We start from the raw sequence: 18,048 nt of genomic DNA, 5'->3' as shown, positions 1-18,048 counted from the left end.
CCGAGCGAAGCGAGGCGGGCGCATGAGCGGAGTGGGCGGCAAGGCGGCACTGGAGGTCTGCGTCATCGGGGCCGGCCCGCGCGGCCTGTCCGTTCTGGAGCGGCTCTGCGCCAACGAGCGCGCGGCGCCCTCGCACGGCTCCATCACGGTGCACATGGTCGACCCGGCCGCGCCCGGCGCCGGCGCCGTCTGGCGCCAGGACCAGTCACGGCACCTGCTGATGAACACCGTCGCCTCGCAGATCACCGTGTACACCGACGACAGCTCCCGGATCGACGGCCCGATCGAGCCCGGTCCGAGCCTGTGGGAGTGGGCGGTGGAGGTCGCCGAGGCCGGCGCCGCCTCCGGGCAGGACGAGGAGTGCGTGGCCGAGGCCCGCGCCCTGCAAGCCGACAGCTACCCCACCCGGGCGTTCTACGGGCGCTACCTGAACGCGAGCTTCCGCCGGGTGGTGGGCGGCGCGCCCGCGCACGTCACCGTCCAGGTGCACCGCTCGCGGGCGGTGGCGATGGCGGACACCCACGGTGTCCCCGGCGGCCCGCAGGGCATCCGCCTGGAGAACGGCAGCCGGCTCAACCACCTGGACGCCATCGTGCTCGCCCAGGGCCACGTCGCGGCCCGGCCGACCCCGCACGAGGAGCGGACGGCGAGCCTGTCCCGGATCCACCACCTCACCTACATCACCCCGGCCAACCCGGCGGACCTCGACCTGAGCGGCATCCTGCCGGGCCAGCACGTACTGTTGCGCGGCCTCGGGCTGAACTTCTTCGACCACATGGCCCTGTTCACGGTCGGCCGGGGCGGCGCCTTCGTCCGCGCGGACGGACGGCTGGTGTACCGGCCGTCGGGCCGGGAGCCGAAACTGTTCGCCAGTTCGCGCCGCGGCATCCCGTACCACGCCCGCGGCGAGAACGAGAAGGGCGCGTACGGCCGTTACTTCCCCCGGTTGCTGACCGCCGAGTACATCGCCGGGCTGCGCGAGCAGTCCGCGGCCGGCGAGCCGGTGCAGTTCCGCACCGACCTGTGGCCGCTGATCGCGCGCGAGGTGGAGAGCGTCTACTACGGCACGCTGCTCGACGCGAAGGGCCGCGGCGCCGAGCGCGAGCCCTTCGTCCAGCGGTACCTGACGGTCGCCCACGGCGGCGGCTTCGCGGCCCTGCTCGACGAGTACGGCATCCCCGAGCCGGAGCGGTGGGACTGGGAGCGACTCTTCCGCCCCTACGGGGACCGGGAGTTCAGCGGTCCGGAGGACTTCCGCAACTGGCTGCTCGGGTACCTGGCCGAGGACGTCGAGGCGGCCCGCGCCGGCAACCTCAGCGGCCCGCTCAAGGCCGCCCTGGACATCCTGCGCGACCTGCGCAACGAGATCCGCCTCGCGGTGGACCACGGCGGGCTGGAGGGGAACTCGCACCGGGACGACCTGGAGGGCTGGTACACCCCGCTCAACGCCTTCCTGTCGATCGGCCCGCCGGTCTCCCGGATCGAGGAGCTGATCGCCCTGATCGAGGCCGGGGTGGTCGAACTCACCGGCCCGGGCACCGAGATCCGGATCGACACCGAGGCGGCCGCCTACGTGCTCACCTCCCGGGCGGTGCCCCAGCCGCCGGTGCGCGCCACCGTCCTGATCGAGGCCCGGCTGCCCGAACCCGACCTGCGCCGCACCACCGACCCGCTGCTGCAGCACCTGCTGAGCACCGAGCAGGCCACCGCGTACCGGATCCCGGGCACGGGCGGCACCGACTACGAGACCGGCGGCCTGGCCGTCACCAAACGGCCGTACCGGCTGCTGGACACCCGGGGCCGCGCGCACCCGCGGCGCTACGCCTACGGGGTGCCGACCGAGTCGGTGCACTGGGTGACGGCGGCCGGAATCCGGCCCGGCGTGGACTCGGTGACCCTCGGCGACTCGGACGCGATCGCCCGCTCGCTGCTCGCCCTGCCGCCCACCACCCAGCTGCCCTTCGGCGTCCGGCCGGACGCGGCCGTCACCGACCTGACCGGAGTGCTGATATGACCGACCCTGACGAGCCGGCCGCGCCGGACGAACCCGGCGGCCCGCACGACCCGCACGACCCGCACGACCCGCACGACGCAGCCGACATCCTGACCGACGCCGGGCTGCTGTCGCCGGTCCGCGCCGGGACACCGGTCGAGGCCGCCGTCTGCGACCGGGCCTGGCTACAGGCCATGCTGGACGCCGAGGCGGCGCTGGCCCGGGCCCAGGCCGGGCTGGGCACCCTGCCGAAGACCGCCGCCGACACCATCACCCGCCTGGCCCGCGCCGAGCTGCTGGACCTGCGGGCCCTCGCGGTCGAGTCCCGGGAGACCGCCAACCCGGTGGTCGGGCTGGTCCGGGCGCTGACCGGGGTGGTGGCGGCCGAGGACCGGGCCGCCGCCGAGTACGTCCACCGCGGCTCCACCAGCCAGGACGTCCTGGACACCGGCGCGATGCTGGTGACCGCCCAGGCCCTGCGGATCATCCGCGCCGACCTCGCCCGCACCGCGCGGGCCCTGGCCGTCCTCGCCGAACGGCACCGGGACACCGTCCTCCCCGGCCGCACGCTCTCCCTGCAAGCCGTACCGACCACCTTCGGCCTCAAGGCAGCCGGCTGGCGCCAGCTCGTCCTGGACTCCGAGCAGCGGCTCGGACGGGTCGCCGAGCACGGTCTGCCGGTCTCCCTCGGCGGCGCCGCCGGCACCCTCGCCGGGTACCTGGAATACGCCCGGATCGACGGCGCGGCCGCGGGCGGGGCGAACGGGGCGGCGCCGGACCCGGGCGACTACCTGGACCGACTGCTCACCGCCTTCGCCGCCGAGACCGGGCTGGCCCGCCCGGTGCTGCCCTGGCACGCGCTGCGCACCCCGATCGCCGACCTCGCGGGCGCGCTGGCCTTCACCGCCGGCGCCCTCGGCAAGATCGCGATCGACGTGCAGTCGCTGACCAGGACGGAGGTCGGCGAGGTGGCCGAGCCCACCGCGGCCGGGCGCGGCAGCTCCTCCGCGATGCCGCACAAGCGCAACCCGGTGCTGGCCACCCTGATCCGCAGTGCCGCGCTGCAGGTGCCGGTGATCGCCGCCGGGCTCACCCAGTGCCTGCTGGCCGAGGACGAGCGCTCGGGGGGCGCCTGGCACGCCGAGTGGCAGCTGCTGCGCGAGGCGCTGCGGCTGACCGGGGGCGCCGCGCACACCGCGGTGGAGCTCGCCGAGGGGCTGGAGGTCAAGCCCGAACGGATGCGCACCAACCTGGAACTGACGGGTAGTCAGATCGTCTCGGAGCGGATCGTCGCCGCCCTGGCGCCCCGGCTCGGCAAGGCGGCGGCCAAGCAGCTGCTCACCGAGGCCTCCGGCGCGGCCGACCGCGACGGTCGGCCGCTGGAGCAGGTGCTCGTCGAACTGCCCGCTCTCGACGGCGTGTTCGGCAGGGCCGAGCTCTCTCGGCTGTGCGATCCGACCACGTACACCGGAGCGGCCGGCCCCCTCGTCGACCGGGCCCTGCGCGAGCCGTGAGGCCGGCCCGGCGTCCGGCGCCCCGACGCCGGACGCCCGAGCGATCCGCGACCAACCGAAGGGGAAGAGGAGCATGTTCCTGCAACGCGTCGGCAATCGAGGCATCCGGCTGGGCACGGTCTGGGACCGCGCGGCCGCCCGTCACCCGGCGAGCCCGGTCTACCTCGACCACGACCTCGACATCGCCCCGGAGCTGGGCCGGCGGGTCACCCTGACCGAACTCGCCGACCTGGTCGACGACTTCGCCGCCCGGCTGTGGGCTTCCCAGGTCCGCCCCGGCTCCCACGTGGTGATCCACAAGTCGGACAGCTTCGACATCTCCCTGCTCGCCTACAGTGTCGCCCGGGTCGGCGGGGTACCGGTGCTGCTGTCCCCGAAGCTGGACGGCGCCACCGTCGCCCGCCTGCTGGGGCGACTGTCCCGGCCGACGCTGCTCACCGACGCGGCGAAGCTGGAGCAGGCACTCCCGTCCGAGGTGTTCGACCTGACCGAGCGGGTGCTGGTGGCCACCGGGGAGTTCCCGGGCGCGACCGCGCTGGCCGGGCTGGCCGGGGTCGAGCGGGTGGCGCCGGTGACCATGCCGCAGGACCGGCCGGCCCTGATCACCCACACCTCGGGCACCACCGGCCTGCCCAAGCTCGCCGTCCAGACCGGCATCACGATCCAGGCCCGCTGCCGCCCGCAGTCGGTGCTGCTCGCCCCGGTCGGGCGGCACGAGCCGATCGCCGTGCACGTCTCCTTCGTCCACTCGCGGATGATCAGCGGGGCCGCGCTGTTCGCGCTGCGCGGCCATCCCATGATCATCCTGCGGGACGACGAGCCGGAGCACGTCGCGAAGCTGTTCGCCCGGATCCCCCCGGGGGTGATCGAGTCCCACCCCAACACCCTGCTGAGCTGGGAGGTCCTGGCGGACCACCCGGCGAAGCCGCTGGCCAAGGTCCGCTGCTTCAGCAACACCTTCGACGCCATCCACCCGCGCACGGTCGACACCCTGCTGGGCGCGTCCGAGCGCAGCCTGCCGTTCTTCGCCCAGACGTACGGGCAGAGCGAGACCGGCGCCATCGCCGCCCGCACCTACACCCGGCACCGCCGCAGCGGCGCCGACGGCCGCTGCGTCGGACGGACCTTCCCCGGGATGACCGAGGTCCGGGTGGTCAGCCGGGACGGCCGGCCGGTGGCCAAGGACTCCCCCGGCCACATCGAGGTGCGCAGTGGCGGGCAGATCGTCACCTACTTCGGCGAGCGGGAGCGCTTCGAGGGCCAGTTCTCGCGGGACGGCTGGTGGCGGATGGGCGACCTCGGCTACCGCACCCGGTGGGGCTGCCTGCATCTGCTGGACCGCGAGGTCGACGAGATCCCGGGGATCAACAGCACCCTGGACCTGGAGGACAAGCTGTTCACCCGGCTGCCCGAGCTGCTGGAGGTGATCATCGTGCCCGGCGGGGACAGGGCCCCGGTGCCCGTGGTCTGCACCCGGGACGACCAGCCGCTCGACCTCGCCCGCTGGAACCGCGCGGTGGCCGGCCTGCCCACGCTGGCCCCGCCGGTGCAGCGTCGGCTGGACGAACTGCCGCACACCGCCACGACCAAGGTGAAGCGGCTGGAGCTGGCCAGGGAGCTGGCCGCAGCCGAGGAGGCCTGAGCCGAGGAAGGCGTCGGCCCCGGCGGTGTCGTGAGACCCGCCGGGGCCGACGCGTGTCAGGAGGAGCCGATGTCCGGCAGGCTGCGCAGGACGGACCGCAGGTCCCCGGGCCCGAGCCGGACACCGAAGTCCTCCGCGAGGACGGCGGCGTACCGCTCGTCGGTGAGGTCCGCGGCCTCCGTCGTGCCGTCGGCGCGGCCGACGACCAGCCGCCGGCCGTCGAGGGAGAGCCGGCGCTGCGACGTGATCTTGGACAGGTAGGCCCGGCCGGTGAACGGGGAGCGCTCGTGGGTGGAGGTGTAGTGGTTCATCACCACGCAGTCGACCTGGTGCAGCGGCAGGCCCGTCTCGAACCGGTAGAGCGGCAACCACCCGTCGGGGCGAAGGAGTTCGAGCACCCAGCAGTCCGGCTCCGAGCCGACCCGGCGGAGCCGGTGAGTCCAGCCGTCGGGCTCGGCCAGGGCGCCGTCGGTCAGCGGCAGCGGCTCCAGCGGCCCCTTGTCGCCGAAGCCGACGTCGGCGAGGAAACGCGTCCGGCCGACCGTCACCAGCAGCACCAGGTGGGTGCGTGGCAGCGGTCGGCCGGCGTTCAGCAGGGCTCGGGCGGCGAGCCTGGTGACCTGGAAGCCCAGGCGTTCCAGCACCGCGGCGAAGAGCAGGTTCTGTTCGAAGCAGTAGCCGCCGCGGCCGCCGGCGACCAGCTTGGCCTGGACGCGGTCCAGGTCGAGCGGGACGCCGCGGCCGAGCGGGATGTCGAGGTTCTCGAACGGGAGGGCCAGCAGGTGGGCGCGGTGCAGCCGGCGCAGCGTCCCGGGTTCGGGGGGCAGCGGACCGGAAACACCGGTGCGGGCCAGGTAGGCCCCGACGTCGAGCAGTTCCGCTCCCCATTCGCCGGTGGCGCGGTCATCGCCCATCCTGTCGGCCCCTCTCCCGTGCGGTCTCCCGGAGACTACCCGGCAAGGATCGCTCCGGCACGGAGGACCTCGGCGATCAGGCCGCCGACGATCCGGGGGCCGTCCTGGGTGAGCACCGACTCGGCGTGGAACTGCATGGACGCGAAGTGCGGGCCGCGCAGGGCGTGTACCTCACCGGTCTCCCGGTCGCGGACGGCCTCGATGGTGCCGACGCCGTCCACGTCGACCGTGTCGTGCGGGCTGACGGCGGCGAAGGTGTTGTAGAAGCCCACCCGCTCGCGAGCGCCGAACAGGTCGATCTCGCGTTGGACGCCCTGGTTGGGGACGTCCCGGCGGCGCAGCGGCAGGCCGAGCAGGGTGGACAGCACCTGGTGACTGAGGCAGACCGCGACGAACGGGCGCCGCCGGGCGAGCAACTCGGCCACGGTGGCGCGCAGACTGGCGATCTTGGGGTGGTCGGCCTGCCGCGGGTCGCCCGGCCCCGGGCCCATCACGACCAGGTCGAAGCCGTCGAAGGCGTAGTGCTCGTCGAACCGACGGATCGTCACCTCAAGCCCGAGTGACTGGAGTTGGTGGCCGATCATGGCGGTGAAGGTGTCCTCGGCGTCGATCACGAGCACCCGGCGCCCGGCGAATTCGGCGAGTCGCCGGCCGCGGTCCGCGTCCTCGGCCAGCCAGAAGTCCGAGATGACGGTGTTGCGCCGCTCCAGCGCGGCCCGTACCCGGGGGTGACCGGCGAAGGTGCGCGGGCCTCCGGCTTCCAGCGCGGCCAGCAGCCCGGCCGCCTTGGCCCTGGTCTCGGCGACCTCGGAGGCCGGGTCGGAGTGGCGCACCAGGGTGGCGCCGGCCCCGATCCGGATCCGGCCGGCGGTGTCGATGTCGGCGGTGCGGATCAGGATCGCGGAGTCCATCGTGCGCCCGCCGCGCTCGTCCCGGCCGATCAGCGCGGCCACGCCGCTGTAGTAGCCGCGCCCGGCGGGCTCGTGACGGCGGATGACCCGGGCGGCGCTCTCCAGCGGGCTGCCGGTGACGGTCGGGGCGAACATCGTCTCGCGGAGGATCTCGCGCGGGTCGCGGTCGGTTCGGCCCTCGATGAGGTACTCGGTGTGCGCGAGCCGGGCCATCTCCTTGAGGTACGGGCCGACCACCCGGCCGCCGCCCTCGCAGATCCGGGCCATCATCTTGAGCTCCTCGTCGACCACCATGTAGAGCTCGTCGGCCTCCTTGCGGTCGGCGAGGAAGTCCATCACGCCGGCCAGGGTGGGGCCGGAGGGCGGGTAGCGGTAGGTGCCGCTGATCGGGTTCATCACGGCGACGCCGTCGGCCAGGCTGATGTGCCGCTCGGGGCTGGCGCCGACGAAGGTCCGCTCCCCGGTGTGCACGACGAAGATCCAGTAGGCGCCCGCCTCGCGCTCGGTCAGCCGGCGGAAGAAGGCCAGCGCGGCGTGCAGGGTGTAGTCGCTGATCTCGGCCAGGAAGGTGCGGCGGACGACGAAGTTGGCGCCGACGCCCTGCCCGATCTCCTCGGCGACCACCCGGCGGACGATGTCGGCGTACTCCTCGTCGCCGAGGTCGAAGCGGGCGCCGGTCAGCTCGGTGGGCCGGTCCGGGATCAGCGCCAGCGCTTCGCCGAGGTCGACGGTGGCGTGCTCGGTCACCGTCATGGCGAGCAGCGGGGCACCGTCGTCCCGGGCCTCGAAGCCGCGCTCGGCGATCTGCCGGTACGGGACCAGGACCAGGACCTCCGGGCCCGGGCGGCCGGGCTCGGGGCCCAGCGGGACACCGTCCAGCGTGTCCGCGGTGGCGACCTCGCCGAACAGGACGTCCAGCGTGCCCGGGCCGGTGGTCTCGGGCCGGTGCAGGAGGGCGAAGGCGGGCGGCCGTTCCGCGAGCACCCGGCGCAGCAGCTCCTCGGTCGTCCGGCCCGTCGTCCGCCCGCTCGCCCGGCCCGTCGTCCGCTCGCTCGCCCGGTCCGTCGTCCGGTCGGTCATGCGAAGGTCTCCTTGGCGGTGATCAGCATCGCGCAGCGCGCGGCGGCGTACTCCAGGGCGAGCCGGTGGTGGGCGGCGGAGAAGTCCGCGACGGCGTCGGCGACCAGGAACGGCCGGATGTCGTTGGTGAAGGCGTCGACGGCCGTCATCAGTACGCCCACGTGGGCGTACACGCCGCACAGGATCAGCTGGTCGCGGCCCTCCTCGCGCATCCGCTGGAGCAGGTCGGAGCGGAAGAAGGCGCTGTAGCGCCACTTGGTGAGCAGCCAGTCGCCGGGGGCCGGGGCGAGCGACTCGACGACCTCGCGGTCGACCGGGTCCATCCGCATCCCGGGGCCCCAGAAGTCCAGCAACAGCCCGCGCTGTTCGGTGGTCATGCCGCCCGGCTGGGCGGTGTAGGCGACCGGCACGCCGAGCTCGGCGGCCTGGCGGCGCAGCAGGGCGGCGTTGTGCAGCAGCTCCCGGCCGGGTGCCTCGTCCGCCGGGAAGGGGCGCAGGAAGTAGCGCTGCATGTCGTGCACGAGCAGCACCGCGCGGTCCGGGCGGACGGTCCACGACACGGTGTTGTCGGGCAGCTCGCCCGCGGTCGGCATCGGATAGGGCTCGATGGTCGGAATGCCTGCCATGCGGTGGACTCTCCTGGGGGAATGGTGAGTTGGGCGAGCCGGTCAGGCGCCGAGGCCGGCGCCGCCGTCGACGGTGAGGTCGTGCAGGGTGATGTGGCCGGCCGCGTCGGAGAGCAGGAAGAGCACGGCGGCGGCGATGTCGGCAGGGCTGGCCAGCTTGTTGAGCGGGATGCCGACCCGGAAAGCGTCCGCGCGACCGTGCAGGGTGCCCTGCGGGCCGGACTCGTCGTGCCACATCGAGGTGAGCATCGGGGTGTCGGTGGATCCGGGGGCGACGAGGTTGCAGCGGATGCCGTACCTGGCGACCTCCAGGCCGAGGCTCTTGGTGAACATCGTCGCGGCGGCCTTGGAAGCGGCGTAGGCGGCCATCTCGGTGCGCGGGGTGCGGGCGGCGTTGGAGGCGACGGTGACGATGGCGCCGCGCCCGCGCGGGATCATCCGGTCGACCACCGCGCGGGACACGTGGAAGACGCCGTTGACGTTGACCGCGAAGGTGGCCGTCCAGTCCTCGACGGAGAAGTCCCGGACCTCGCCGAGGCGCAGCACCCCGGCGGCGTTCACCAGCTGGTCCACCGGCCCGAGTTCGCGCTCCACCCGGTCGACGAGCAGGTCGACGGCGCGGTGGTCGCTGACGTCCACCGGGTAGGCCTCGGCCCGCAGGCCCTCCTCGGCGAGGGCGGCCACGGTCTTGCGCAGGCCCTCCTCGTCGCGGTCCGCCGCGGCCACCGCGGTGCCCTGTTCGGCCAGGGCGCGGACCACGGCCGCGCCGATGCCGCCTGCTGCCCCGGTGACCAGGGCGATCGTGTTCGTCACTGCCGGACCTCCCTCGGGGCCGACGCGTGGCCGGCCCGTTGCTCTCTCGGTTGCTCTCGGTCGCTCTCGGTGTGGTGGTGCGTGGCGCCGTTCCCGGCGCGGCGGGTCGGCCCTCCCAGGCGGAGACCACGGTGATGGCCTGGCCGGGGTTGAGCCGGGGATCGCAGAAGCTGGTGTACTTGTCGCCGACGTGCGCCGGCTCGGCGGCGCGCACGGAAGGGCGTCATGGCGAGGCTGTGGATGGCACGGGTCAGGGAGGGGCGGCCGGCCCGCGGGCCGGGTCCCGGTCCGGCAGCGGTCCGCCGGCCGCCGAACGGCTGAGGCTCTTCCAGATCTTGTGGCGTGCCACCAGGTGTCGCCAACGCCCGCCCCCGCACTTCGTCAGGTGGCGGATACTCCATCAGGTGGCGGCACACTCCGTCAGATGTCGCCCCGGCGCGACGGAGAACGGTGACGGCGGACCCTCGACGGGGTCCGTCCCGAGGTGGCGGACCGGCGAGATCCGGCCATGGAACGGCTCGGGCGCGCGCCCCGTCCGGACGCCGTACAGCACGGCCGGACTCCGGTGGCCCGCGCATCCCCCGGGGGTGGGCGGACCACCGTGCGCCGGCACCTCGTGGCATGTGCCGAAGTCGGCGTGGCAGATCGGGCCGCCGGGCCCGGACGTCAGAAGCCGGTACCAGGTGCCGTCTCGCCGCCGGACCGGCCGCGCGCCACGGTCACCTCGATCAACATGTGCGCGACCTCCTCCTCGCCCTCCGGGAAGACGCCGCTGCGCACCACCCGCAGGGTGCGCCCGCACTCCTCGGCGATCCGGCGGAGCGCCGTCAGGTCGCCGCGCTCGCTGAAGTGCAGCAGCACCGAGCCGCCCGGAGCCAGCCGGCCCGGAGCCTCGACGAGGAAGCGGCGGTGGGCGGCGTAGCCCGGGTCGACGTAGCCGCGCTCGTGCATCGTCCGGTAGCGGTAGTCCTCCGGCGCGAGCACGTAGTTGGAGTGCCAAAAGACGGTGTCGAAGCGCTCCTCGGGCGCCAGCGCGGCGAACAGGTCGCTGTGCACGCTGTGGACGCGGTCGGCGACGCCGTGCCGGTGGGCGTTCAGCTCGGTGTTGCGGACGGCGGCCTCGTTGATGTCGCCGGCCACCACCCGCGCATGCCCGGCCAGTGCTGCGGCCACCGCGATGACGCCGGTGCCGCAGCCGATCTCCAGCAGCGAGCCGGAGCGCCCGGCGGCCCGCGGGTCGTCCAGACCGAGCAGGCGCATGGAGATCTCGCTGGTGGGCGAGTAGACCGGGGCGAAAATCCCTGGCAGCAGGTCCCATTCACGGCCGCAGAGCCGGAAGGTCGCGGGCCGGTGCGGGTGCTCCAGCGCGGCCCTGCTCCGTTCCAGCGAACGGCGGTAGTCCTGTAGCGCCTTCATGCCGTCCGCCCGTGCCCCCCACCGCGCCAGCTGGGCGTTGCCGCCCGGACCACCTCCCCGGTGGCCACCACGTCATCCTCCTCAACCGGCGCGGTCGGCGGGAAGGTGACCCGGCAACACATCGGGGCCACTCGGCGGTGCCCCTTCCACCGTCCAAACCGTGGAATCATCCGAGCCCCACCCAAAGTGACATGATAAACACTTTGCATTACCTGGCATGTGCCAGGCAAAAAGGCTGATGTGCACGGGTGGGGGTAGGGCATGGCCCAACAGGGGGTCCGTAAGCGGCCTGACGCGCTGACGGTACTGACCTTGCTGGTGGCGGAGGCACCACCGGCGCGCATCGAGTCACTGCTTGCCGAGGCCGCCCGCGGCGGCGCCCGCGAGGCCGAGACGGCCGCACTGGAGCGGGCCGTCCGGCTCGGACTGGACATCTGCGCCCAGCGCCGCGGGCGCCAGCAACGCGAGGCGGGCCTGTCCGCGCTGCTCGACACCGCCCGGGACCTCCTCGTCCCCGACACCCTCGACGGGGTGCTCAAGGTCGTCACCCGGCGCTCGCGCCTGCTCCTCGGCTCGGACATGGCGTACGTCAGCTTCCCCGGACCGGAGGACGGCCTGTCCTACATCCGGGCGTCGGACGGCCACACCTCCACGCTCAACGTCGGCCTCCAGCTGACCGGCGGCTCCGGACTCGGCCACGCCGCCGTCGCCAACCTCGCGCCGGTCTGGACCCCGGACTACCTCGACGACGACCGGATCCAGCACAGCACCGACATCGACGAGGTGGTCCGGGCCGAGGCGCTGCGCGCGATCATGGCCGTCCCGCTGAGCTACGGCCCGCACCCCTTCGGCGCGCTCTACGTCGCCGACCGCAATGTGCGGCACTACACCCCGGAGGAGATCTCCACCACGAACCTGCTCGGCGAGCTCGCCGGCCTGGCCGTCCAGCGCGCCCTCGTCCTCGACGACGCCAAGGCCACCGCGCAGACCCTGCGCGAGGAGCACGGACGCACCACCGAGTCGCTGCGGGAGCTCAGCGAGCACCGGCGCATCCATCACGAGCTGATCGAACGGGCGCTGACCGACTGCGAACTCCACGGTCTCGCCGAAGCCGTGAGCCGGAACCTCGGTGGCGCGCTGCGGATCCACGCGGCGGACGGCACCGTCCTGACCACCACCGGCCGGATGCCCGAGACCGGACCCGCCGCCGCGGAGGTGCACGCCGCCAAACGCCCGGTCCACACCGCGGACGGCCTCTGGGCGGCCCCGGTCACCGCCGGAGGCGAGGTACTCGGCACCCTGGTGTTCCGCCCCGAGGACCTCCCCGCGACCGGCATCGACGAACTGCTGCACCTGGCCGCCCAGGCGGTGGCGGTGCAGCTGCTGCGCACCGGCGACACCACCGTCGTGCAGGGCCGCGCCCACGGCGAGCTGATGGAGGACCTGCTCACCAGCGCCCAGCGCCCGCCGCAGCAGTTGGAGGAGCGCGCCCGCCGGCTCGGCATCAACCTGGCCACGCCGCACGTGGTGGTGGTCGTCCGCCCCGAGGCCCGAGCGGTCGGCCGGGCCTGCGCCCTGGCCACGGGCCTGGCCCAGCGACTGAACGGGCTGCGGGTCGGGCACGGCGGCAACGCCGTGCTGCTGCTGCCCGGCACCGACGCCGGCACGACGGCCCGGGCCGTCCTGAACGAACTCGCCCCGCTGCTCAGCGAACCGGTCACGGTGGCGGCGGCCGGGCCGGTCGCGGACGCCGCCTCGGTCTACCACTGCCACCAGGAGGCGCTGCGCTGCCTGGAGGCGATGATCGCCCTCGACGCCACCGGCCGCTCGGCCTCCCCCCGGGAGCTGGGCTTCCTCGGTGTCCTGCTCGCCGACAACCGGGACGTCCGTTCCTTCGTCGACTCGGTCATCGGTCCGGTGCTCGAGTACGACCGGCAGCGGTTCACCGACCTCGGCCGCACCCTGGACGCCTACTTCGAGACCGGAGCCAGCCCCACCCGGGCCGCCCAGAAGCTGCACGTCCACCCGAACACCGTCGCCCGCCGCCTGGAACGCGTCGCGGAACTGCTCGGCCCCGACTGGCAGGACCCCGGCCAAGCGCTCGAAGTCCAGCTCGCCCTACGGCTCTCGCGCGTCCGCGACCTCCTCGTCAAGGACGGCCCGTCGGCGGGAGTCGACCAAGGGACCTAGTGACTGTCGGGGCGCGGGCGTGATCCGGAAGAGTGCCCCTAGCTCACGCGGCGGAGCGAGCGGCCGCCGGTGTGGGAGAGGGCCACGACCGCGTGTGCGGCCGAGGCGAGGGTGACATGGCGGTGCCAGCCGTTGAAGGAACGGCCGGTGTAGTCGCGGATGCCGGTGCGGTCCGCGATCTCGTCGAAGTCCCGCTCGACCCGGCCGATCCGCAGGCTCAGCCGGAACAGCTGGGCCGGCGTGGCGTCCGGGACGTCGGCCAGCCACAGCTCCTGCGGCCAGCGCCGGCCGGAGCTGCCCGCGCCGAGCAGCAGCAGGTCACGGTCCGGGCCGTCCGGCCTGCGGCTCACTACCGGGGAGCGGGCCGCCCCGGTCACCGTCCGCACCCGGACGGCACCGACCAGCGCGGTACGCAGCCCGGCGTCCTGGCCGTGGTCGGTCCAGGTCACCATCCGCCTGCGGTCCCGGCACGCCCCGATGATCCGGTGGGCCGGCATCGCCTCCGCGCCGTGCCCGGCCCCCTCGGCCGGGCGGAGCGGCAGCGTGCTGTTGATCCGCACGAGGAACGGCACCCCCGCCGCGCGCAGCCGCCGCAGCGCCTTCATCCCGTCCAGCTCCCGGACGTCCATCACCACCGGCAGCGTGGGCAGCCGCCAGTCCGAGGTCAGCTCCAGCACCGCCTCGACCGAGCAGTCGCCCAGCGTCCGGGTGTCCACACTCGCCGGGATGGACGCCTGGCTGCGCCGCGGCACGTCGTCCAGCCACGCCCGGGACAGGTGCAGCCGCCAGTTCACCGGCATGCTCACCTCCTCGGACGCCGCCCAGACGCCCACCGCCTGCTGCGCGTTGAGCACCTGGCCGAGCGAGGAGATGAACCGGCGATCCACGCCCACCGAGTGCTCCCCGGCCTTCGGGATGACCGTCTGCTGCACCACCCAGGCCTGCGGCGGCGCGACGGACGTCACGTAGTGCGCCAGCGCGGCGCGCACCGGGTCCCACTCCCAGGTGGAGCTGCTGATGAAGTGGTGCAGGTTCTGCTCCGTGGCCTGCCCGCCGATCAGCCGCGCGATGTTGCGCACCGACTTGCGGCCCTCCGCGCCCAGCAGTCCGCGCAGGTACTCCACACCCTTGCGGCGCTGGTCCGCCCGGGGCAGCGACGCGAACAGCGCCGGGCACAGCTCCGAGAGGACGATGTCGTGGGAACTGCCGACGCCCGGCGTGCGCCCGGGTGTTCGCGTGTCCCTGATGTGCAGGGCGAAGTCGCTCATCGAGATCCCCAACCTCTACATGGCAGACGCATCTTCAGATGGGTCGACGGTATGCAGAGGGCTCAGGCCGGGCCCAGGTGCACCGGGCACACGGCTGCACGCGCGGCCTATGGCCGGACCACCGGACAGAGCGCGCGAGCAGGCGCGATCGCCCCCGGAGCCGCCCGGTGGGGTGTGCCGGGGCCATCAGGGGCGGGCCGACCGCGCGCGAGTTGACGAACAAACGGCTTCCGTGCGGCACCCCGGCGTTGACCGGTGGAAGACTCTCCGAGCATGCGAGCAGCCTTCATCGAGGCCCTCGGGCCGCCCGAGAACATCCGCTACGGCGAACTTCCCTCCCTCCGTCCTGGGCCGACCGACATCCTGGTCGACGTCACGGCCACCACCGTCAACCCGGTGGACACCTTCGTCCGCTCCGGCCTCTTCCGCACCCCGGTCGCGTTCCCGTTCGTGATCGGCCGCGACCTGGTCGGCACCGTCGCCGCGGCCGGGCCGGCCGCCCCCGGCTTCGCCGTCGGCGACCGGGTGTGGACCAACAGCCTCGGCCACGGCGGGCGCCAGGGCGCCGCCTCCGAGCAGGTCGTCGTCCCCGCCGACCGCCTCTACCACCTCCCTGAGGGCGTCCTCCCCGAGGAGGCCGTCGCCGTCGTCCATCCGGCCGCGACCGCCTACCTCGGCCTGTTCACGCACGGCCGCCTGCGGGCCGGTGAGACCGTCCTGGTGGCCGGCGCGGCCGGGAACGTCGGCTCCGCGCTGGTCACCCTCGCCGTCGACGCCGGGGCCCGGGTCGTCGCCACCGCCTCCGCCCGGGACCTGGAACAGTGCCTCGCCCTGGGTGCGGCCGAGGCCCTGGACTACCGCGATCCGGACCTCGCCGAACGGCTCGCCCAGGCCTGCCCCGGTGGCGTCGACCTCCACCTCGACACGTCCGGGGAGAACGACCTGGCCACCGCCGTCGACCTGCTCGCCCCGCGCGGACGGATCGTCCTGCTGGCCGGCGCCCGCTCGCGGCCGGTCCTCCCGGTCGGGCCGCTCTACATGAAGGACTGCTCGATCGCCGGCTTCGTGATCTCGCATGCGACCAGCACCGAACTGGCCGAGGCCGCCGTCGGCATCAACCGCCTGCTCGCGGCCGGACGGCTGCGCCCCCTGGTGGTCGAGACCCTTCCGCTGAGCGCCGCCGCCGAGGTCCACGGCCGAATGGAACGCGGCGAGCTGCACGGCAGACGGGTGGTCCTCAGGCCCGATTCGCGGGCCTGACCGGTCGGCTGCTCACCGTTGTACCGGAGGTCCGGCAGGGCCGCAACGCCCTCGTCGGGCCGCGACTTGACATATTCCGGACCTCCGGCGCGCCCGGCCTGCGTCGCAGAACCTGGACGTGTATTGTCCTGGTTATGCGAATGGGTGAAGGAGTCGAGTGGGGCCTGCACTGCTGCCTCACCCTGGCATGGCTCGACAGTGAGCAACCGGTTCCGACGGCACGGCTGGCGGCCTGGTTCGACCTGCCGCCGGCCTACCTGACCAAGCGCCTACAGGCACTGGTCCGGGCCGGCATCCTGAGCTCGACACCGGGCTCCAAGGGCGGCTTCCGGCTGGGCCGACGGCCGGAGAAGATCACCCTGATGGACGTGGTCGCCGCCATCGAGGGCCCCGACGACGTGTTCCGCTGCACCGAGATCCGCCAGCGCGCGGACGGCGGTGGCGCCATCGCACGGGAGTTCCGACAGCCGTGCGGGATCGCCACCGCGATGCGCAAGGCCGAACTGGCCTGGCGCCGCGAACTCGCCGGGCAGACGGTGGCCGACCTCATGGCCGCCGCACCGGGCGGGGCCGCCGACCGCACCCGACGCCACTACGCCCGCATGACCGGCTGACCGCACCGCCCGACGGTCCGACCGCCTCACCGCGCGGCGACACCACAGCACGCGCACCGACCCGCAAGGAGAATCTGGATGTCCAGTGTCTCGATTCCGGCCGACCGGAAAGCTCCGGCCGAACCCGGCTCACCACCCCAGGGCGGCCTGTCCTCCACCCTCGTCCTCGCCTTAGGGACGTTCGCCGTCGGCACGGACGCCTTCGTCGTGGCCGGCTTCCTCCCCTCCATGGCCCAGGACCTGCACGTCTCCCCGGCCACGGCCGGCCAGTCGATCACCGTCTTCGCCGCCGCCTACGCCGTCCTCTCCCCCGTCCTGGCCACCCTCCTCGCCCGGCTTCCCCGCCGAACCCTGCTGATCACCGCACTGTTCACGCTCGGCATCGCCAACCTCGGCTCGGCACTGGCCCCCAACATGGCCGTGCTGATCATCAGCCGCATCATCGCCGCCGCCGGCGCCGCCGCCTACACCCCCAACGCCGGAGCCGTCAGCGCCTCCCTCGTCCGCCCCGAACTGCGGGCCCGAGCCCTCGCCGTGGTCATCGGCGGCCTCACCATCGCCACCGCTCTCGGCGTGCCGCTCGGCAACGCCGCCAGCCACTGGCTGGGCTGGCGCACCGCCCTCGGCCTCGTCGCCGGACTCTGCCTGCTCGTCGCCGTGATACTGCGCCTGATCATGCCGTGGCTCCCCGGCAACGTCCGGGTGCCGCTACGCACCCGCCTCGCCGTCCTTCGCCGGCCGGCCGTCCTCGCCGTCCTGCCGCTCACCGTCCTCGGCATGGGCGCCAGCTACACCGCGTACGCCTACAGCGTGCCCATGCTGGAAGCCGTCAAGGTGCCCGAGAGTTCCATCCTGTGGATGCTCTTCCTGTACGGCCTCGGCGCCGTCATCGGCAACCTCGCCGCGGGCTACACCACCGACCGCTGGGGCTCCACCAAGGTCCTGATCGTCGGCTACACCGCCATGGTCGTCGCCCTCGGGTCCCTCGCCTGGCTCGCCGCCTCCGACTCCGACCTCAAGCCCGTCGTCGGCCTGCTGGTCCTCCTCTGGGGCGCCAGCAGTTGGTGCCAGACACCGCCGCAGCAGCACCGCCTGATCGAGGTCGCCCCCCAGGAGGCCCCGCTGGTGGTCTCCCTCAACTCCTCCTCCATCTACCTCGGAATCGGCCTCGGCACCATCGTCGGCGGCGCCACCCTCGGCGCCGGCGCCGCGACCGTGTACGGCCTCGGCGCGGCCATCGCCGCCATCGCCCTGGTCTTCCTGCTCTTCACCCACCACTCGCCCACGAACAAGGGCTGAGACGCGAGACACTCCTTGCGGGCCGGGCAACTCCCTTCCGGCCACCGCTTCCTGACGGCACGGCGTCGCACCGAGCGCTGAAACACCCCTCAGCACGCGACGACCGACGACCGGCGCGGAGACAGACCCTGCTGCCCCGGTTTCCCCGACACGTCCCTGGCCGCCCAACGGCGCCGCGCACCGCAGCGGCCCCGGCCACGGACACCACCCGGCACTCCCCGCCGGACCACCACGTCGACGAAACCGAGAGATTGTCAGATGACCCAGTTGAGCGAGTCCCCCGTGACCACCCACAGCACCGAGACCACCGAATCGACCCCCGCGCCGTTCACCCCCGACGCCCGGACCGGGCTCGTGGAGTCCGGGACGACCGGCGCCCAGGCATTGATCCGTTCACTCGAAGAGATCGGAGTGGACACCGTCTTCGGCATCCCGGGCGGGGCCATCCTTCCCGCGTACGACCCGCTGATGGACTCGGCCAAGGTGCGCCACATCCTGGTCCGGCACG

Annotated in this window: 14 protein-coding genes; 8 read left to right on the top strand and 6 right to left on the bottom strand. The window is 73.6% G+C overall.

The annotated features are described in order from the left end of the window. Positions 1–22 precede the first annotated feature (22 nt). From AB0O19_RS33965 to AB0O19_RS33955, 3 genes are all read left to right on the top strand, one after another. Positions 23–2,014, top strand: a complete 1,992-nt coding sequence (locus tag AB0O19_RS33965; protein WP_363625065.1) for an FAD/NAD(P)-binding protein — start codon at positions 23–25, stop codon at positions 2,012–2,014. Next, positions 2,011–3,507, top strand: coding sequence for an adenylosuccinate lyase family protein (locus AB0O19_RS33960; RefSeq protein WP_363625063.1), 1,497 nt, complete (start codon positions 2,011–2,013; stop codon positions 3,505–3,507). The genes AB0O19_RS33965 and AB0O19_RS33960 overlap by 4 nt, the downstream gene beginning before the upstream one ends. Positions 3,508–3,580: 73 nt before the next feature. Further along, on the top strand, positions 3,581–5,149 hold the full coding sequence (locus AB0O19_RS33955) for a class I adenylate-forming enzyme family protein (RefSeq protein WP_363625061.1): 1,569 nt from the start codon (positions 3,581–3,583) through the stop codon (positions 5,147–5,149). 56 nt (positions 5,150–5,205) lie between these two features. Here the strand turns inward: AB0O19_RS33955 and AB0O19_RS33950 are convergent, their stop codons facing one another. From AB0O19_RS33950 to AB0O19_RS33930, 5 genes are all read right to left on the bottom strand, one after another. Further along, a complete protein-coding gene (locus AB0O19_RS33950) occupies positions 5,206–6,063 on the bottom strand; it encodes an arylamine N-acetyltransferase (RefSeq protein WP_363625059.1) in 858 nt (285 codons plus the stop codon). Between the two features lie 35 nt (positions 6,064–6,098). Further along, positions 6,099–8,054 (bottom strand): anthranilate synthase family protein, encoded by a 1,956-nt coding sequence (locus AB0O19_RS33945; RefSeq protein ID WP_363625057.1) that lies wholly within the window; start codon positions 8,052–8,054, stop codon positions 6,099–6,101. Continuing rightward, positions 8,051–8,680, bottom strand: a complete 630-nt coding sequence (locus tag AB0O19_RS33940) for an isochorismatase family protein (protein ID WP_063346539.1) — start codon at positions 8,678–8,680, stop codon at positions 8,051–8,053. The genes AB0O19_RS33945 and AB0O19_RS33940 overlap by 4 nt, the downstream gene beginning before the upstream one ends. A gap of 42 nt (positions 8,681–8,722) precedes the next feature. Then, a complete protein-coding gene (locus tag AB0O19_RS33935) occupies positions 8,723–9,493 on the bottom strand; it encodes a 2,3-dihydro-2,3-dihydroxybenzoate dehydrogenase (RefSeq protein WP_363587042.1) in 771 nt (256 codons plus the stop codon). Positions 9,494–10,159: 666 nt separating this feature from the next. Beyond that, on the bottom strand, positions 10,160–10,909 hold the full coding sequence (locus AB0O19_RS33930) for a 50S ribosomal protein L11 methyltransferase (RefSeq protein WP_363625055.1): 750 nt from the start codon (positions 10,907–10,909) through the stop codon (positions 10,160–10,162). 261 nt (positions 10,910–11,170) lie between these two features. Between AB0O19_RS33930 and AB0O19_RS33925 the strand changes: the two genes are divergently transcribed. Further along, entirely contained in the window at positions 11,171–13,099 is a 1,929-nt protein-coding gene (locus AB0O19_RS33925) for a helix-turn-helix domain-containing protein (protein ID WP_363625053.1), read from the top strand. Positions 13,100–13,137: 38 nt separating this feature from the next. Here AB0O19_RS33925 and AB0O19_RS33920 read toward each other — a convergent pair whose 3' ends face one another. Further along, positions 13,138–14,367 carry a transposase gene (locus AB0O19_RS33920; protein ID WP_363625050.1) on the bottom strand — a complete coding sequence of 410 codons (1,230 nt, stop codon included), beginning with the start codon at positions 14,365–14,367 and terminating at the stop codon, positions 13,138–13,140. A gap of 273 nt (positions 14,368–14,640) precedes the next feature. Between AB0O19_RS33920 and AB0O19_RS33915 the strand changes: the two genes are divergently transcribed. The 4 genes from AB0O19_RS33915 to AB0O19_RS33900 form a co-directional block, all read left to right on the top strand. Then, complete coding sequence (locus AB0O19_RS33915) at positions 14,641–15,627, top strand: NADPH:quinone reductase (protein WP_363625048.1); 987 nt, start codon at positions 14,641–14,643, stop codon at positions 15,625–15,627. A gap of 134 nt (positions 15,628–15,761) precedes the next feature. Beyond that, positions 15,762–16,241 carry an Rrf2 family transcriptional regulator gene (locus tag AB0O19_RS33910; protein WP_363587036.1) on the top strand — a complete coding sequence of 160 codons (480 nt, stop codon included), beginning with the start codon at positions 15,762–15,764 and terminating at the stop codon, positions 16,239–16,241. Positions 16,242–16,319: 78 nt separating this feature from the next. After that, a complete protein-coding gene (locus AB0O19_RS33905; protein WP_363625046.1) occupies positions 16,320–17,540 on the top strand; it encodes an MFS transporter in 1,221 nt (406 codons plus the stop codon). Positions 17,541–17,798: 258 nt separating this feature from the next. Then, on the top strand, positions 17,799–18,048 hold a 250-nt coding region (locus tag AB0O19_RS33900; RefSeq protein WP_363625044.1), incomplete at its 3' end, for a thiamine pyrophosphate-binding protein.

Origin of the sequence: Kitasatospora sp. NPDC091276 (assembly GCF_040684355.1) — a bacterium.
In the GTDB taxonomy this organism is placed as follows: Bacteria; Actinomycetota; Actinomycetes; order Streptomycetales; family Streptomycetaceae; genus Kitasatospora.
The sequence above is the reverse complement of the archived record's forward strand: the minus strand, read 5'-3'. Positions and strand labels throughout refer to the sequence as shown.

Coding starts and splice junctions, on each gene's coding strand:
- AB0O19_RS33965 (WP_363625065.1), top strand. CDS start 23: ATGAGCGGAGTGGGCGGCAAGGCGGCACTGGAGGTCTGCGTCATCGGG.
- AB0O19_RS33960 (WP_363625063.1), top strand. CDS start 2,011: ATGACCGACCCTGACGAGCCGGCCGCGCCGGACGAACCCGGCGGCCCG.
- AB0O19_RS33955 (WP_363625061.1), top strand. CDS start 3,581: ATGTTCCTGCAACGCGTCGGCAATCGAGGCATCCGGCTGGGCACGGTC.
- AB0O19_RS33950 (WP_363625059.1), bottom strand. CDS start 6,063: ATGGGCGATGACCGCGCCACCGGCGAATGGGGAGCGGAACTGCTCGAC.
- AB0O19_RS33945 (WP_363625057.1), bottom strand. CDS start 8,054: ATGACCGACCGGACGACGGACCGGGCGAGCGAGCGGACGACGGGCCGG.
- AB0O19_RS33940 (WP_063346539.1), bottom strand. CDS start 8,680: ATGGCAGGCATTCCGACCATCGAGCCCTATCCGATGCCGACCGCGGGC.
- AB0O19_RS33930 (WP_363625055.1), bottom strand. CDS start 10,909: ATGAAGGCGCTACAGGACTACCGCCGTTCGCTGGAACGGAGCAGGGCC.
- AB0O19_RS33925 (WP_363625053.1), top strand. CDS start 11,171: ATGGCCCAACAGGGGGTCCGTAAGCGGCCTGACGCGCTGACGGTACTG.
- AB0O19_RS33920 (WP_363625050.1), bottom strand. CDS start 14,367: ATGAGCGACTTCGCCCTGCACATCAGGGACACGCGAACACCCGGGCGC.
- AB0O19_RS33915 (WP_363625048.1), top strand. CDS start 14,641: ATGCGAGCAGCCTTCATCGAGGCCCTCGGGCCGCCCGAGAACATCCGC.
- AB0O19_RS33910 (WP_363587036.1), top strand. CDS start 15,762: ATGCGAATGGGTGAAGGAGTCGAGTGGGGCCTGCACTGCTGCCTCACC.
- AB0O19_RS33905 (WP_363625046.1), top strand. CDS start 16,320: ATGTCCAGTGTCTCGATTCCGGCCGACCGGAAAGCTCCGGCCGAACCC.